The 14,955-nt window shown below is 59.7% G+C and carries 18 protein-coding genes; 6 read left to right on the forward strand and 12 right to left on the reverse strand.

Annotated elements, in window-relative coordinates; translation table 11 throughout:
• Positions 1-381: 381 nt before the first annotated feature.
• Together A33M_RS22995 and A33M_RS13470 are read left to right on the forward strand one after the other, a co-directional pair.
• Positions 382-639 (forward strand): ribbon-helix-helix domain-containing protein, encoded by a 258-nt coding sequence (locus A33M_RS22995; RefSeq protein ID WP_237718377.1) that lies wholly within the window; start codon positions 382-384, stop codon positions 637-639.
• Positions 629-937: a type II toxin-antitoxin system RelE/ParE family toxin gene (locus A33M_RS13470; protein ID WP_040620579.1), complete on the forward strand. Its 309-nt coding sequence runs from the start codon at positions 629-631 to the stop codon at positions 935-937. Before A33M_RS22995 ends, A33M_RS13470 begins: the two co-directional genes overlap by 11 nt.
• A gap of 25 nt (positions 938-962) precedes the next feature.
• On the opposite strand, the gene A33M_RS13475 is transcribed toward A33M_RS13470, so the two are convergent.
• The 6 genes from A33M_RS13475 to A33M_RS23980 form a co-directional block, all read right to left on the reverse strand.
• Positions 963-1,259: a hypothetical protein gene (locus A33M_RS13475; RefSeq protein WP_040620580.1), complete on the reverse strand. Its 297-nt coding sequence runs from the start codon at positions 1,257-1,259 to the stop codon at positions 963-965.
• Entirely contained in the window at positions 1,252-1,887 is a 636-nt protein-coding gene (locus tag A33M_RS13480) for a ParA family protein (protein ID WP_040620581.1), read from the reverse strand. Before A33M_RS13480 ends, A33M_RS13475 begins: the two co-directional genes overlap by 8 nt.
• A 445-nt stretch (positions 1,888-2,332) precedes the next feature.
• On the reverse strand, positions 2,333-3,139 hold the full coding sequence (locus A33M_RS13485) for a hypothetical protein (protein WP_040620583.1): 807 nt from the start codon (positions 3,137-3,139) through the stop codon (positions 2,333-2,335).
• 609 nt (positions 3,140-3,748) lie between these two features.
• Entirely contained in the window at positions 3,749-4,309 is a 561-nt protein-coding gene (locus tag A33M_RS23975) for a hypothetical protein (RefSeq protein ID WP_157223464.1), read from the reverse strand.
• Between the two features lie 37 nt (positions 4,310-4,346).
• The gene (locus A33M_RS23000; protein ID WP_083850455.1) at positions 4,347-5,624 is read right to left on the reverse strand and encodes a DUF4407 domain-containing protein; all 1,278 of its coding nucleotides are present in this window, start codon (positions 5,622-5,624) and stop codon (positions 4,347-4,349) included.
• A gap of 105 nt (positions 5,625-5,729) precedes the next feature.
• Positions 5,730-6,269, reverse strand: a complete 540-nt coding sequence (locus A33M_RS23980) for a hypothetical protein (RefSeq protein ID WP_157223465.1) — start codon at positions 6,267-6,269, stop codon at positions 5,730-5,732.
• 275 nt (positions 6,270-6,544) lie between these two features.
• Here A33M_RS23980 and A33M_RS23985 point away from each other — a divergent pair, with 275 nt between their 5' ends.
• On the forward strand, positions 6,545-7,585 hold the full coding sequence (locus A33M_RS23985) for a hypothetical protein (protein WP_157223466.1): 1,041 nt from the start codon (positions 6,545-6,547) through the stop codon (positions 7,583-7,585).
• 135 nt (positions 7,586-7,720) lie between these two features.
• On the opposite strand, the gene A33M_RS13495 is transcribed toward A33M_RS23985, so the two are convergent.
• From A33M_RS13495 to mobQ, 6 genes are all read right to left on the reverse strand, one after another.
• Complete coding sequence (locus A33M_RS13495) at positions 7,721-8,302, reverse strand: recombinase family protein (RefSeq protein WP_008387987.1); 582 nt, start codon at positions 8,300-8,302, stop codon at positions 7,721-7,723.
• Between the two features lie 4 nt (positions 8,303-8,306).
• Positions 8,307-8,597, reverse strand: a complete 291-nt coding sequence (locus A33M_RS13500) for a hypothetical protein (protein ID WP_008387990.1) — start codon at positions 8,595-8,597, stop codon at positions 8,307-8,309.
• Positions 8,594-9,259 (reverse strand): nucleotidyl transferase AbiEii/AbiGii toxin family protein, encoded by a 666-nt coding sequence (locus A33M_RS13505; RefSeq protein ID WP_040620587.1) that lies wholly within the window; start codon positions 9,257-9,259, stop codon positions 8,594-8,596. The genes A33M_RS13500 and A33M_RS13505 overlap by 4 nt, the downstream gene beginning before the upstream one ends.
• 188 nt (positions 9,260-9,447) lie before the next feature.
• Complete coding sequence (locus A33M_RS13510) at positions 9,448-9,771, reverse strand: type II toxin-antitoxin system RelE/ParE family toxin (protein WP_083850456.1); 324 nt, start codon at positions 9,769-9,771, stop codon at positions 9,448-9,450.
• Positions 9,741-10,028 (reverse strand): ribbon-helix-helix domain-containing protein, encoded by a 288-nt coding sequence (locus A33M_RS13515; RefSeq protein ID WP_008387994.1) that lies wholly within the window; start codon positions 10,026-10,028, stop codon positions 9,741-9,743. The genes A33M_RS13510 and A33M_RS13515 overlap by 31 nt, the downstream gene beginning before the upstream one ends.
• Before the next feature lie 510 nt (positions 10,029-10,538).
• On the reverse strand, positions 10,539-11,750 hold the full coding sequence (gene mobQ, locus A33M_RS22460; RefSeq protein ID WP_052027052.1) for a MobQ family relaxase: 1,212 nt from the start codon (positions 11,748-11,750) through the stop codon (positions 10,539-10,541).
• A 303-nt stretch (positions 11,751-12,053) separates the two neighbouring features.
• Here mobQ and A33M_RS13525 point away from each other — a divergent pair, with 303 nt between their 5' ends.
• From A33M_RS13525 to A33M_RS23990, 3 genes are all read left to right on the forward strand, one after another.
• The gene (locus tag A33M_RS13525) at positions 12,054-12,362 is read left to right on the forward strand and encodes a mobilization protein C (protein ID WP_157223467.1); all 309 of its coding nucleotides are present in this window, start codon (positions 12,054-12,056) and stop codon (positions 12,360-12,362) included.
• A 171-nt stretch (positions 12,363-12,533) separates the two neighbouring features.
• Positions 12,534-14,087: a type IV secretory system conjugative DNA transfer family protein gene (locus A33M_RS13530; protein WP_052027053.1), complete on the forward strand. Its 1,554-nt coding sequence runs from the start codon at positions 12,534-12,536 to the stop codon at positions 14,085-14,087.
• Entirely contained in the window at positions 14,062-14,841 is a 780-nt protein-coding gene (locus A33M_RS23990) for a hypothetical protein (RefSeq protein ID WP_192814119.1), read from the forward strand. Before A33M_RS13530 ends, A33M_RS23990 begins: the two co-directional genes overlap by 26 nt.
• The last annotated feature ends 114 nt before the right edge of the window (positions 14,842-14,955 follow it).

Raw genomic sequence — 14,955 nt, forward strand, 5'->3', positions numbered from 1 at the left:
TGCTCGACCTGGCGCGGCTTCGCCTGTTCGTTGTCGTCCATCATCCGGGTTCCTTCTGCTCGTACATTCGGAGAGCCGCCTTGCAGCGGCTCGTCTGCGCTCGCGCATATGCGCCCAAGAGGGCGCGGCGCTCGCTGTACGGTGCTCGCGTCGCAAGTGCTCCTTAGCACCTCGTGCCGCTACGCGGCACAAGTGGCTCGGCGGGAATTGGGGCCCCCTCCCCCCTTGCGGAAGCAGGATTTTCAGCTCGACAAGAAGATAGCAGCTATCTTAAAGATAGCTGCTATCTTCTTGCAAATTCACCGTGATTGAAATCACTTCAGGCATGTATTACACTGTAATATCTATTTTCAGAGGAGTCCCATGCGAACGAGCAAGCCCGTGACAGTCACCCTCGGAACCCAGCAAGCGAGCCTTGAACGGCGGCTTGCGTCCGGCGAATACAGCTCGGCCAGTGAAGTCATGCGCGCAGGCCTTCGTGCCCTCGACCGTGAGGATGCCATCCTCGACGAGGTTTTGCGCGAGAAGGTCCGGGCCTCTCTTGCGGACGGCCAGCCCCTTCGGCCAGCCGAAGAGGTGTTCGCTCGTCTGCGGGCACATCATGCTGCACAGGTGAAGGCGGAGAACCGTGGTTCGTAAAGTCCGCTTTCGCGCTTCGGCTGAAGCCGACCTGTTTGCGCTATACGAGTACATCGCAGAGGTTGCAGGGCGACAAGTCGCCGGGAACTACATCGAGCGGATCGAAGCAGCCTGCATGCAGCTTGAGACGTTCCCTGAACGGGGAACCAAGCGAGACGATCTTGCCCCCGGGCTGAGGACGGTCGGATTCGAGCGCCGTGTTACCCTCGCATTCCGAGTGCTGCCCGATGCTGTCGAGATCGTTGCGATTGCCTACGCGGGCCGCGACTTCACGGCCGAAACCAGTGGGAGCCAATAGCTAGCAGCTATCTACGAGATAGCTGCTAGCCGCGTTGCTTTTCATAGGCTTCAAGGGACCGCTCGAGCAGGTCCACCATGAGCAGCTTGTCACGCTTGGCAACGGCCCGAAAGCGCTTGTCGAATTCCGGGCTCACGCGTGTGGCGAACTGGACCGTGCGGCCAGTCTTCCGGGCGCTACGTCCGTCCTCGGCCCCTCGCCCGACCCTGCGAGGCATCTCTGGCGCGGCAGGAGCCGTCTCCGGGGCTTGGAGAATGTCGGCTGTTTCCGTCATGGCGGGCGGCGGGCCGAGCCGTTTCTTGAGCTTGGAGAGGTCAGCCATCGGCGTCCACCCTGTTGATGAGCGATTGAATGAGCTGGTCGGCCTTGGTGTTGAGGGCCGGGTAACGGGTCTCCGTGATGGCGCGGCCGTTGTTCTGCGCGTCACGGTAGGAAGTCTTTGAGGGGATATAGCCGTCCAGCACGGTGTACCCGGCATCCTGTAGGTACAGGCGGGCGGCCCCCTCCTCGGCCTCGGTCAGGACGTGGTTGATGGCAAAGACGAGCCGAGACTTCGGGATTCCGGCCTTCACGAGTTCATGGAACACGAGCACGGCGGGTTGCAGGTCATCGAGGGCCGGGTTGGTCGGCTGCACCACCAGATCGGCCTTTTCGGCGATCCGGCGCGTTCCCTCACTGGCACGAGCCGGAGCGTCAATGATGAGCAAGTCATACCGGTCGGCTTGTGCAAGGGCTTGTTCGGCGGTTCGGTAGGCTTCGACGGAGATGGTCGGCTCCACGCCGCCATCGAGGCGGCGGCGGTGCCATTCCACGGATGTGCCCTGCTGAGTGTCGAGGTCCGCAATTTTGACGCTGAGGCCATTCGCGGCTGCCTCGCGCGCGAGCGCGCGTGAGAGGGTGGACTTTCCGACCCCACCTTTCTGAGAAACAAAGGCAATCAGCGTTGTCATTAGAGCTATCCAGTAGATAGCTGCTATCTAGCAGCTAGTTAGCCGATAACTGTAAGCTAGCTGATGACGGGTTGCAAGGCGTTGATCAGAGCGAGGTTGCCGGGTTTCACCTCAAAAAAGAAGATAGCGGCTAGTTAGCAGCTATCTTCTCCGCGGTTTGAGGCCGATCACCCTTGTTCCCTGTTCGACGCCCCCGGCAGGGGGTGGCGAACCCGCGCGAAGCGCGGGGCTCTTAGACGTTCCCCGTCCCGACGCCCTCGACCGCAGCGCCGTGCGCAAGCGTAGTCACCCGAAGGGGCGCAGCGAAGCGGAGCACCCGGCGAAGCCGGGTTGACCTAGCGAGCACGGCGCTATGCTGGCGGCAATAGGACAAACAAGATCGATCGGCCCGAAGGGCCGATGCCGTAATCGTTTTAAAATGGCGGGTGAGGATGGCGTTAGAGCCTCATGAGGCTTCCCACTGTACTCTGAGGTTTCCGTAAACTCCGTCGGGGATGCCCCATGGCAGCGGATTTTGCTTTTGCTCTTTAATTGAATGACTCTGGAAGGATGATGCTGCCAATTTTCTAGACTCTGATGCCCGCTGAAAGACGGACAGGGCCAGCGCCCCGAGCCCCCGAGGCTCTTGCACCGTGTAAGCGTTCGTATCCTGCACGACCTTGAACCCCAGCGGCGTGCGGATGCGCTTGCATCGCCGATGCACCACGACGAAGCCATACAGCTCCAGAAGCTTCAGGCACTCCACCACGGTCTGCTTGCAGACGCATGCAAGCTGCGCGAGGCCGAGCAGGGACGGGTAAACCCGGCCGTGACGCATGGCGAGGCCCAAGAGGGCCTTCAGGACGCGCGCGGCCGTGCGGGGAATGCCTTGCTTCCCCTTCTTCCGGCTGTGCCGGTAGGTGCCACGCTCGATCATCTCCAGCGCGAAGATGATCCGCGCGTAGGCGTTGCGGTCGATGTTCAGGCGGGGAGCCTCGCGGAAGTCGCTGCCGGTACGGTAGCGGGTGAAGTCCGGGCCTTGGCGCAAGGCTTCCTCATAGAGCCGGTCGGCGGCCTCTTGCTCGGCCTCTGAGCGGGCGCGGCTGGACATGTAGGCGTGCGCGCGGGCCATGTCCTGCGCCCATGCGGCGGCCCGGTTGCGGCTCCGGGGCGAGGTGACTTTTCCAGTGGGGGAGGGGACCGAGTCGCGCGGCGCGCCCGTCACCTCCGGGAAGTGAAGCTGAAGAACGTCCGATAGCGGAATTGCAGGCATAAATGCTCCTGTTCGGGGTGTGACCCGCGAAGCGGAGCGGAGCGGTTCAGGGCAAAACTCTCCCGTGGCTCCCAAAATGGGGCTTGCATCGGGATCGATTTTCGGGGAATCTCGGCGTTGCCAGACGACTGAGATTTCCCCGGTTCTGCCGGGACACCGGCCCGCCCTTCGAGGCGGGTTTTGTGTTTCTGGGGCTGATTTGCTCCAAAATTCAGCGGCTCGGGATTGAGTCGCCTGATCTGGCAGGGTGCCGTATTCGCTGATTCACGTCCAGAACACGCTACCGACTCGGGTAGGTCCGCCTCTCGCGTTGGCTTCTGCCCCACGCGGTACGGCCTCTTGCTTCCGTCAGGGATCGAAGCCCGGAGGGCGGAGACGCGCCTTCGCGGCTCCGTTCACGAGAGCCCGGCCCCAGCCCTCGGAGAGGGCAGGGGAGACGACAACCAGCCTTATCCGTCGCGGCGGAGACGGCGATACTTCGTCCCTTGGTGAAGAACGCACCGCGCGGAACGCCATACAGCAAATAAATCGGCCCTGCCGAACGTTGCCGTTCCGGCAGGGCCGCACGTGTGCGCGCTTGTCTCGCTTAACTCGTTCGCATACTATTCACTATCCGCCATTTCCGGCCTTTGTTCCTGTCACAGCCCGCAATCCCCGATCCACCAGTTCAAAGCAGATGTCTTTCGCTTGAAGATTCGCCTTCAATTCGTCGTCTGCAATGCGCGCGAGGCGCTCTCGCTGAAATTGATAACGTGCCTCCGTTATTTCCCCCCGCTGAAAGCGCCTTTCCAGCTCCGCAACTTCCTGATCGTGAGCATTTAGGATCGCATTGTCATGGGTTGACGCCGTTGCCGACACCTCGCGCGTAGCCATATTCCTCCCTTTCTGAACCTCACTCACCATCTCGACGCGCTGTTGTTCGACCTCCTTCTCACGATTTAGGCGCATCAATTGTCCAGCTGTGACAATTTCGTGCTGAGCCGTACTAACAGCCTCCTCCACAGCCGTATCGTAGACCTGAAGAAAGCCTTCTCGTCTGATCCTGCTAACCCGGTTACGGGTAACGACCCTATCGATTAGCGTTGGGCGCCCCAGTTCACGCTGTATCGGGGCGAACTGACTCGGAACCCCCAGCGACGAATGAACGGTGGGGTACAGTTTGTCCGACATCATTGCCTCCACTGTGCGTTATGGAGAGATCGCTTACTCAGGCGCTCTCCTCTTCACTGTGGCGCGATAGCGCCGTTCTGAATCGTTGCCGCGCATAACTATTGGCGTGCGTCTTGTGCCGTGCTCGCGCCGCACGATCGTATGCACCGAAAATCTTTTCTTGCCCCTCGACGTATCCGTTCGCCGCCTCACCCACTTCTCGGACCTGCCTTTCGGTACGCCTCGCTCCGTAGATGGTTGTTACCGGAAGCCGGGCCGCCACAACCAGTGGCAGAACTTCAGCGGCCACCACTCCGAACTTGATCCCCAACGTCATAAGCAGAATGGCCGGAGTCGCCATGAGATGCACCAATGCGATAAAGCGATCAGCGGGCCCACGGGCGGCTTTGACGATCTGAACCTCCGGCATTATCTCCATCTGGCTCTTGAGCCGTTCTGGGCGTTTATCGATCGCTTCCGTCACCGCTTTGTTTGCAGCGGCCAGTTCCTTTTTGAGAGATGCTTGTTCCTCCACGGCCATTCTTAGCTCGCCGTTGATGATCTCTTCTTTTTTTGCTGCTCCGTCTCGCTCCGCTTCTGCATTCTCAACCACCACCCTTCGCTTGGCAGCCTTTATACTGTCTCCTTTCAGACCGGAGGTCCCCTTACATGCACTGTAAGTGTCTTCCGGACCAACACCGCCGATTTCACAGTTGAGCAATCCTTTCGCGCGATTATACGCTGCGTCTGCAAGGCCTCTGGCGGAGCGCGCATTTTTTTGCTCTGAGAGCAAAAAAGTAACGCCCTCGTTTGCCATATTTAACCGCTCTTCAAGGCCGTCCCGATACGCGATCGCCGCCTTTTCAATGTCATCAACCCTGGTCGATGCTTGTTTTTCAGCGGCCATTAGTAATGGCTTATCACGTACCGCATAGTACCGCTCGATATCATCCGAGAGAAATTGCGTTGCAAGGCAAATTATGCAACCCATTGCTATTGCGAAAGGAAGCGCAGCACGGAAGAGTACTCGAAACCAGACCGCTCGATCCCGCTTAAGATCGGGCAACCCACCTGCGGCAAGCGACTCATAGATGAAAACGCGATCCGACACATAAGTCACCGCGCCAATAAGGATTGCAAAGGGGAGTACTGTTACCGCACCAAGCGTCCCGTCGATGTAGTAAGCCGTTCCTATGAGCAGGCTCGGGCTTATGATACTTGCGAGCAACGCGAGTAGCCCAACGAGCGCCATGTGACGCCCATCGGTTGTAATCCCGTCAACGCTTGGATCCGCAAAACGCGAGTTGATCCGGGAACCGCCATCGCCACCACGCATGACACCCTCCCGCCGCGCAACGTGACCAGGCTACAATGGCCTGTTCAGGCGCGAGCAGAGTGTCCCACGATGAGGTCAGACTGTCAAACAACATCGACAGCGACGTCAGGGCTGATAGCCACCCAAGGCAGCCGACTGTTTTTGAGCCCGAAGGCGGGCACGCCTGACCCGCTCGTTATGAGCTTTCTTCGCTTTTCTAGCTTCGTACAGCTCCGGAATGGACTTAATTTTCTCATAATAATTCTTGTTATTTCTTCTATGATTACTTCTTTCTGCCTCAATTCTTAAAGCTTTTCTTTCCGGTACGGCAAGTATTCGTTTATTTGACTCTCTCTTTTTCTTTGCAAAATACGCCCTTCTCTCCTCTATAGGAAGTTTTCGAATCGGAACACGCGCAGTCTCGCCGAATTTGTTTGACGTTTTTTCTTCTGGCACCTCGAAATGTGCATCGACCTTACTATCGGCACGAAGATCCCCAGCATTTACTCGACTATTGTAATTCTCTTCTTCGTTGTTTTCAAGTAATAAAGCCGTATTTATTCTCACGCGGGAAGCATCGTATTCGGGTCGTTTTTCCTGCGTCTTTGCCGCGCCAGCAAGAGTCTGCCCTCGTTTCTTCTTGTTTTTTAGGGTCGTAGTATCCACCTTGACCGCCTCTCTTGCTCTTGAGTCGTCAACAGACGTGGGCATAAGCGATTAAAAAATCATAAATTCATACAACAACTTAGTTGGAACAATCCTGCATCGAGATCGCAAACGCTATCACGCATGACGGACGGCGCAAGGTGCGCCGCTAATTCACAGTGGTGATCTCGGGAATATTGCCTGTGTTGCAGTAACGAAAATTGTGAAATATTATCACACCCGAACTACCGAAAACGCCTCACCACGGCCCCCACCGATCAAGAGAACTCGCTCTGATGATGTATCGTCATACTGCGCGATTTCAAATCGTACTTCGTGATGCCCTAAGACTACAATCCCTTGACCCACTAATTATACCGGGCCAGGAACCTATCTCCTATTCCGACGAGAGAATACTTCGAGCTCTTAATTACACAAAAGAACGGACAACACTTACAAAGTTTCGGAATGCGAGATTCCCGGAATTTGATGATCCGTTAATTGAGCATATGTCTGCGAACAACCTCAAGGGAGGGCTACGCGACGAAATTCTAGCAACAGGGTTGTGGGAGTTTCTATCGGCCCGCGATTACATTCGGCGGGCGCTTTCCGCCGGGAAAAACCGCAGCATGAGTAAGAAGCATCTTTTCAGTGAACGACAGTTCGCGAACACGTTGGGTGCTTTTTTTAACACGCATGAACATCAAATTAAACGACTCAGCGAGCAAGGCCTCGTTGAAGCGAACAAAGATGGATTTGGCGACGGCGAGTGGTTTTGTTATAAAAATAGTTGGCGACAGCCTGGCTTTATTGTAAAATCTCTTTTTCGCTTCACCAACGAAAATGGAGAATATTTCAGCGTCTCTGATATACAAAGATCGACTGGACGCTTCTCATCCATAAAGCAAACCGCATCTGAAACGTCAACCGGTGTTGCAGTCTCGAAGTCGAGAAAACTATGGTGCTTTATGAGAGAAAGCGAGCACGAGCAACCTCGCATTTTTTGTTTTTTTCGTCCAGTTTTTTTTAGCGCCATGGCGGCATCCACAAGCAAGGTCGATGACCGACTGTCCGTTTTTTACGGACACGTGATGGAAACAGAGCAGAGAATAAGGGGTGATTTTTACGGCGTGTTTGCCGCATTAGTTTCGAAAAGCCTAGACAGAGCCGAATGGGAGGCAGCATTTGGAAAAGCACACAAATATATTTTTCAAGACCAAATTGACGTTTTCCCTGGACCTGCGGTAAGTAAGTATGACGATCAAACACCAGAAAAAAAATATTTAATACCTAGCTTCATCGTAGAATATCTAAGAAATGGAGAAGTGAGAGTTTAAAATAGATCATCTGAGGCTGTGTCTATTCTTTGGCATAGCCACAAAATCATTCTGTGCGGACATCGCAGGCAGACGCGATGCCGTGCACTGGTTTCACGCGACGCACCAGCACGGTTCTGGGGCCAAGTTCTCCCGTTACAAACGCGTCGGGTCGGCGCTTGCGGCGCGGGCGGCGGGGATGTGCCTGTAGAGCGTCGCGGGTGACACGCCGAGGCGATGAGCAATCTGCGTGACGCCAATATCAGGATTGGCGAGCATGGCCTTGGCGGCCTCGATGTCGTCCGCCGTCAGCTTCGGCGGACGGCCCCCGGTGCGCCCGACGCGCTTCGCGGCGGTAAGCCCGGCTTGCGTGCGCTCGCGGATCAGGCTGCGCTCGAATTCCGCCAAGGCGCTGAACATGTGAAACACGAGCCGCCCTTGCGCGGTCGTGGTGTCGATCGCCTCCGTGAGGCTGCGGAAGCCGATGCCGCGCGCCCGAAGCTTTTCAACCGTCTCGATCAGTTGTTTGACCGAGCGGGCCAGCCGGTCGAGCTTCCACACAACGAGCGTGTCGCCCTTGCGGGCGAACTGCAACGCCGCCGCCAGCTCGGGCCTGTCAGTGACCGCGCCCGATAGCTGCTCGGTGAATATCTGCTCGCAACCGGCCTCGGTCAGCGCATCACGCTGCAAGGCGAGGTTCTGGTCAATGGTCGAGACGCGGGCGTAACCGATCAGCATGACGTCACGTCAACATTCGTTTGGGCAGGGGAGGGGCGGGATAGCGCCCGATCAGCAGATTCCAGTAGGCCCATGAGCGCGGGTCGATGATGCCGGGGGGTGCGCGGTCGAGCGCCTCCCGCATGTCGTCCTCATCGAGGTAGCGGCGCAGCAGCTTCATGTCCTCGTGCGTCGCGCGGGCGAAGGCGTAGGCCATGAAGCGGACCGGATCGGCGAGCGCCTCGGCGGGCGGCTCGAACCAGACAAGGCGGGCCGCCACGGCTTCGGTGTCGTTGTTGAGCGGGATGGGCTTCATGACGCTCCACCTTCCGGGGTGACAACGGGGAGTTGGTCGAGATCGACGGCGCGAACCGCCGATGCGAGCCGGTCCTTCACGGCTTGCGGCAGCTTCCGCAGGTCGCCTTCATCGAAGTAGGTGAGGGCCTTCAGGGTGATTTGCGGATTGAACTCCGCGCCGTACATGGCGCTCGCGGCGGCGAGCGCGGTCGGCAAGCCGATCCGGCTATCCTCCAGCAACGCGGCGAGGTCGAGATAATCCTTGGCCTCCGCCCGCATCTGCACGACGCGGGCCTTCGCCCCCGCGAGGTCGAGCAGGGCGGCAATACGCAAGCCGGTATCGGCTGCAATCAATGGCGGGCGCAGGCGCGGCAGGGCGGGGACGCCGAAGAACGACAGTTTAACCGGGCCGCCACGATCAACCGTGCAGCTCAACGTGTTCGGCTCGCGTTGTGTGACCGTCGCTCCGGCGAGAAACGGAATGGCGAGGGTGAGGGCATTCGGATCGAGAGGCCGGTTACCGAAGAAATCAAAATCGACGGAATCCCGGTGTCCGAGTTGCAAGGCGAGAGCCGTGCCGCCGTACAGCACGAATTCCGGGGGCGTCTGGGCAAGCTCGTCCCACAAGCGCCGCTGCGGTGCGGGCAGGATGTCGAGGCGAGGGGTGAAGGTGCTGGGCATGAAGTCTCTCTAAACTCAGGGCATCATAGGAGTTTCGAGAGGCTGGAATCAAGAATGAGTTTCGAGAGATGAAATTGCGGGATTTCGGGGCGGCGGTGCTGGTCCGGCGAAGCCTCTCGAAAACCCTCGTTTTTGAGAATCTCCGGGGTGGTGCGGAGTTCTTCTCGGCAAGGCGCAAGTGTCACCACTCACGCATCGAACCCGCCATGCTCGACAATCGCGGCCACGTCACGCGCGCCGTGCAGAACGCGGACGATCACGACGGCCTCGGCGGTCGGCGTGTAATCGATCGCGTAGGGATGATGGAAAGTCACGCGGAGCCCCGGCGCGAGCTGGGGGCGCGGCGCTCCCGACAGAGGAAAATCCCGAAGCGGCTCGCACGCTGTTTCGACCGCCTCCACGAAGCGGGAGGCGGTTTCGGGGGAGGCTTCGGTTGCGAGGTGGAGCCAGATTTCGGCGAGGTCGTCTTCGGCCGCGTCGGTCAGGTGGAGGGGGAGCGGTCGGCTAATAATTTCCTCCCTCGTTGAATAATGCGCGCCGTGTCGAACTTCTTTACGCGCCCGGCGGCCACGTCGGCGAGTCCCTTGTCGATGTCGGCCTTCAGCGCCTCAAGCTCCTGCAAGCGGAGCGCGCGCTTCAGCTTCCAGTCCCGCACGGCCTCCCGCACCACCTCGCTGGTCGAGGCGTAATCGCCCCCTTCGACCGCGCTCTTAATGGCGGCGGCCATTTCGGACGGCAGGGTGATGGTCAGGCGTTCAATCTCGGCCATGGCGCTTCCTCTTGTTCATATTAAATCATACTTATGAAGCGCGCTCGGTTCAAGACTCATGCGGAAATGGCGGTTTTCCTGCGCCTGCGGCTATTTTCCCATCGCCGATTCCTTGCCCCGCGAAGCGCACGCGGTGCGAAGGACCGAAGCCCGGAGGGCGGAGACGCATCTTTCGCGGCTCCGTTCACGAGAGCACGGCCCCCTAGGGGCACGTCACCTCACGCCGTCTCTTGGAACGCCGAGGCCAGCGCGTGCGCCGGGGGCACAGCGCAAGGTCTGGACGCCGTCGCACCGAATACCGGCTCCGCAGGGCATCAAGGGCAGCGCGCTCTTCGCTGCGGATGGCGGCGATGATCGCCGCCAGCATCGCGCGCGGCGCGTAGTGGCACGCCGCCGCGATCTTCATGGCATAGAGCCTGTGAAGGGCGGCACGCTCGCTCGTGAGGGTGTGACAGACAACGGCCTTTCGGTTTTCGCGGGGCGAGTGGCTTGGCCTTCCCAGCCGCCCGGTTATCGGTCCCGTGTCCTCTCCCGGCCGCGCTCGCGCTGCGCCATCAGGTGCTGCACTTCCTCCTCGACGGTCATGGGCCGCTCGCGGCCGCCGCCGCCCGAAGGCGGCCCGGCGTCCCGGTTGCGCTCGCCCATGAGCCGCTGCACTTCCTCGCCGATGCTCTCGCCGTCCATGGTCGCGACGCGCGCCGGATCAATTGAGGGCCGGGCGCGCTCGCCCTGCGGGTTGGCGTGCGGGTCAGCCGCGCGCGCCTCCTCCTCGGCTTCATGGCGGGCCACCGCGACCCGCCGGGCAATGACCTGCTCGGCCGGATCGGCCGGGGCGGCAAGCCCCTCCACAATGCCACCTAGCTTGCCGAGCACGCTACCAAGAGCACCGGCAGCCATGTCGCCGGCGTCGCGCTGAGGCGCTCTCTCGGTTTGTAGGTCGGCCGGCGGCGGCTCCCGAGCCAGATCACCCTGCAGGGCCTCCACGGATCGCAGCTCGGGCAACAGGATGTCCCGCTCGGCATTCCGGGCGAGGACGGCCCGCAGCATGTCGCCGCGGTCAGTCTGGATGCCGCAGCGTTCCATTTCACTGGCAGCGGGTCCAAGCTTGGGCTGCGGCTCGCGCTCGATGCCCTGTGCTTCAAGGCTCCGGTGATCAATACGGGCCTCGTGTCCTTCGCGCTCAAGGGCGGCGTTGACCCGATCCGCCCAATTCTCGCGCCAGTGTTCGAGCAGCTCCGACCGGTTCCAATCCCGGCACTTCTTCCCGAACCCGTCGCCGTCGATCTCCCGCATGGTGAGGGTTATGTGCGCGTGATAGTTGCGCTCGTCGCCCTGCTGATGCGGAGCATGAATGGCGAGATCGGCCACCATGCCCCGGCTCACGAACTCATCCCGGACGAACTGCGTGACCAGCTCCGCCCGCTGCTCGGGCGTCAGCTCATGCGGCAGGGCCACCTGTACCTCGCGCGCAAGCTGGGCGTCCTTGCGCTTCTCGGCCACCTCCACGGCGTTCCAAAGCCGGGGGCGGTCGGTCATCCATGCCGGAGCATCCTCGGGCGCAAGGATGGCCTCGTGCATCACGGCGTGCCTCGGCCGGTAGTCGAACGTCTGGCCCAAGCGGTCATCGTGAAGAAGCGTGCCGGAGCGATAGGCGGCGGCGGCCACGGCCGACCGGCCCGTCGCACGTTTCACCACACTCACCGACAGGCGGAATATCGCCATGGCATCACCTTGCTGGGGTGGGAGCTGAAAACGGGAGGGGGCACTTTGGGAGGACGGGAGGGGCTGGCGCGGGAGCGCAGGTGTCGGGGTCACGGGGGCCGCTTCGGCCCCTGTCTGGGGTGCAGGGGCGGAGCCCCTGCCGTGCACGTCGCGCAGCGACGTATAAGCGCGCACTTTGTGACCCCCTCCCGTTTCTTGGCTCCGTTTAGTAGACTCCAACTTGGACCAGAACGCTACAGATTCGCCGCGCATGCGGTGCTATCAGGAAAGCAGATTCCAACATGGGCCACAGGGGGGCGGCCGATGTCACAACGAAAAAGCACAGTCGAGCAAATCGAGGAGCTGCGCAAACGGCGCGAGCAACTGGACGCCCGGATGGCACGGCTGGCCGCGCGGCAAAAGAACGAGGCTCGCAAGCGTGACGCGCGACGCAAGATCATCGTCGGCGCGGCGGTTCTCGCCCATGCCGAAATCGACCCGGAGTTTCGCAAGACGTTGCGCGAGGTCCTGCAAGCGGCCGTGACCCGCACCATTGACCGGGAGGCCGTCGCCGATCTGCTCGGGGACACACAGGAGCCGGGCGAACGCCCGGCGCAGCCCGCACTCGCCTGAGCTTTGGGTAGGCTCCACTCGCGCGGGCCGCTCGACCAAAATTCATCCCGGCAAGGTGATCTGCGTCGTCTTTGGCATAGACGTACGTTAAGCTGATCTCATTTCATGAGGTGCGCCGGGACCCCCTCCGGTGACCGCACACGACTTCTGATTGTGGGCGGTAGGGGTGCGATGCTGGATTTTATTCGGCGGCTCGTCGGCGCCGCCATGGTTTTTGGGCTCACACTGGCGTTCTCGGTTTTGTTCCTCGCCATGCTGCCGGGGTGGATCGGCAATCGCGTGCCGGTGTTGGCGGTGATCGGCTTTGCCGCCTTCATGGCGTACGGCTTCTTCAGCCTGTTGGCCGAAGGACCGGAAGAGGAACCCGATACGTTCGGAGGGGCTCGCTACGCGGAAAGCAGCACCGAGGCGGAAAAGATGTCCGACCTCCTCGGGCCTACCGGCATCTATCTCGGCGAAATGGTCAGCATCGGCGACAAGGCTCCGCCCACGCTCCGCTATCACGGCAACCGACACCTTCTCACGGTAGCGCCGACCCGCACAGGCAAGGGCACCTGTGCCATTATTCCGAACCTGCTGACCCTCAATCAATCGGTCGTCTGCATCGACCCCAAGGGCCAAAACGCGGCTGTGACGAGCCGCGCCCGGCGCGGCTTCGGGCCGGTCTATCTCCTCAACCCCTTCAACGAGCACAACCTCGGCACGGCCAGATTCAACCCGCTCGCGCACCTCACAATCGACAGTCCGAACCTCATCGCCGATGTCGCGAGCCTTGCCGACGCGCTCATCCTGACCGAAGGAAAGGAACCCCACTGGCCGGACAGTGCGCGGGATCTCGTCAGTGCATTCCTCTTGCACCTGATTGCAACCGAGGGCACGAGCGCGACGCTACCGAAGATGCGGCGACTCGTGACCCAGAACGAGGAAGCCTTCCTCACCACTATCGTGATGATGAGCCGGAGTCCCTACCCGTTCATTTCCCAGCCTGCCGACCGGTTCAAGGGAAGCTCCGACGAGATCAAAAACATCATCTCCACGGCCATCACACAAACCAAGTTCCTCGACGACCCCGCCATTGCGCGGACGCTCGAAGGCAACGACTTCAGCATAGGTGACCTGAAGCGGGCTCCGGGAACCGTCTTCATCATCCTCCCGGCCCGGTACATTTCCGCTTATGCCCGCTACTTCCGGCTGCTGGTTGTTTCGACCATTGATCAGCTCACGGCGACCCCCGGCGGAGTCCGGACCCTTCTCCTGCTCGACGAATTCGCCCAGCTCGGCCACCTCTCGGCCGTCGAAACCGCCTTCGGCCTCGCGGCTGGCTACAACGTGCAGCTCTGGCCGTTCATTCAAGATCTGAATCAGCTTCGGCAAATCTACGACAACCGCTGGCAAAGCCTCCTCGCCAATGCAGGCGTGGTGCAATGGTTCACGCCCAACGACACCTTCACGGCCGAGTATCTCTCAAATATCTGCGGTCAGCGGACTATCACCACCACGACCCAAAGCAGAAGCACCGGCGCTAACAATCAGTCGTCCTCGTCGATCACCTACGGCGAAACAGGTGTACCGCTCATCCGGCCGCAGGAGCTGACCGGCATGACGCTGAGCAATGCCATTATCACGCTGGCGGGCCTCCAATACCCGATCCACGCGTCCCGAACACCCTACTACGCGCAATCTGCATTGACGGGGCTCTATGATGCCGATCCCTTCCATGCTTAAACCGAGCCATCTTGCGGCAAATTTATTCAAGGGCACGGTCTTTCTTGTGGGGGGTGCATTCCTCGCGACCATCATCGCCGGAGCGGGTGGCGTCGCATGGTGGCTTTACTCCAAAGCAGAAGAAACTCAAGAGATTCAGAAATACCTGAATCCGGTCGAACGCTTCTCGCAAGAGAAAAGAAAAAAGCTCCACGAACGCCTGAGCCACAAATTCGGTGAAAGAGTGCGGGTCTGGGGAGTGTTCGACAACAGCAAAATACTTTCGCCATTAAAAACCCAGATTGCCGCACGAATGCTGATTGCGCCAGACCTTGAGTTTTTTCTACAGTTCAAAGCAACCGGCATGCAAATGGGCGGATCTCTCGCATTCGTGTGCGGGCAAAAGAAAAACTACCTTATCGTGGAGCTTACCGATATTTGGGAGATATTCGACTCGAACCGCCTCGACGACCCAGACAAAGCCATGGTCAAAATCATGGGATATGGCGGCAATGGCGTAGAAGCAAAAATAGTACGCATCAAGGAGCTAAAAACAACTTTTTACTTTGAGGACACGATAGAGAAAGGGAGACCAAAAACAATAACAGAAGACACACATCTTCCGTATATCGTTGTCATAAAAAACGACGGCAAGGGTTCGCCTCCAGCGGTTAATGGCCGTTATTCAAACGAAAGATACGTCGCTGAATTCAAATTCGACACTCAAATGATCGATCGTGAGGACGTGTGCCGGATGCAGCGCGAGGACAAATAACACCTCGATCACATGCGCCGTTCATAGCCCCGCTCCTGCGCCCGCTTCTTGAGGATTTCGAGCGCCTCGGCTTTCGCCCTCGCCTCCTCCTCGCTCTGCTGGTTCCGCTGCTGC

It is taken from the genome of Rhodovulum sp. PH10, from assembly GCF_000293785.1.
Classification (GTDB): Bacteria; Pseudomonadota; Alphaproteobacteria; order Rhizobiales; family Xanthobacteraceae; genus Rhodoplanes.

Coding starts and splice junctions, on each gene's coding strand:
- A33M_RS13475 (WP_040620580.1), bottom strand. CDS start 1,259: ATGGCTGACCTCTCCAAGCTCAAGAAACGGCTCGGCCCGCCGCCCGCC.
- A33M_RS13480 (WP_040620581.1), bottom strand. CDS start 1,887: ATGACAACGCTGATTGCCTTTGTTTCTCAGAAAGGTGGGGTCGGAAAG.
- A33M_RS13485 (WP_040620583.1), bottom strand. CDS start 3,139: ATGCCTGCAATTCCGCTATCGGACGTTCTTCAGCTTCACTTCCCGGAG.
- A33M_RS23975 (WP_157223464.1), bottom strand. CDS start 4,309: ATGTCGGACAAACTGTACCCCACCGTTCATTCGTCGCTGGGGGTTCCG.
- A33M_RS23000 (WP_083850455.1), bottom strand. CDS start 5,624: ATGCGTGGTGGCGATGGCGGTTCCCGGATCAACTCGCGTTTTGCGGAT.
- A33M_RS23985 (WP_157223466.1), top strand. CDS start 6,545: ATGATGTATCGTCATACTGCGCGATTTCAAATCGTACTTCGTGATGCC.
- A33M_RS13495 (WP_008387987.1), bottom strand. CDS start 8,302: ATGCTGATCGGTTACGCCCGCGTCTCGACCATTGACCAGAACCTCGCC.
- A33M_RS13500 (WP_008387990.1), bottom strand. CDS start 8,597: ATGAAGCCCATCCCGCTCAACAACGACACCGAAGCCGTGGCGGCCCGC.
- A33M_RS13505 (WP_040620587.1), bottom strand. CDS start 9,259: ATGCCCAGCACCTTCACCCCTCGCCTCGACATCCTGCCCGCACCGCAG.
- A33M_RS13515 (WP_008387994.1), bottom strand. CDS start 10,028: ATGGCCGAGATTGAACGCCTGACCATCACCCTGCCGTCCGAAATGGCC.
- mobQ (WP_052027052.1), bottom strand. CDS start 11,750: ATGGCGATATTCCGCCTGTCGGTGAGTGTGGTGAAACGTGCGACGGGC.
- A33M_RS13525 (WP_157223467.1), top strand. CDS start 12,054: ATGTCACAACGAAAAAGCACAGTCGAGCAAATCGAGGAGCTGCGCAAA.
- A33M_RS13530 (WP_052027053.1), top strand. CDS start 12,534: ATGCTGGATTTTATTCGGCGGCTCGTCGGCGCCGCCATGGTTTTTGGG.
- A33M_RS23990 (WP_192814119.1), top strand. CDS start 14,062: ATGATGCCGATCCCTTCCATGCTTAAACCGAGCCATCTTGCGGCAAAT.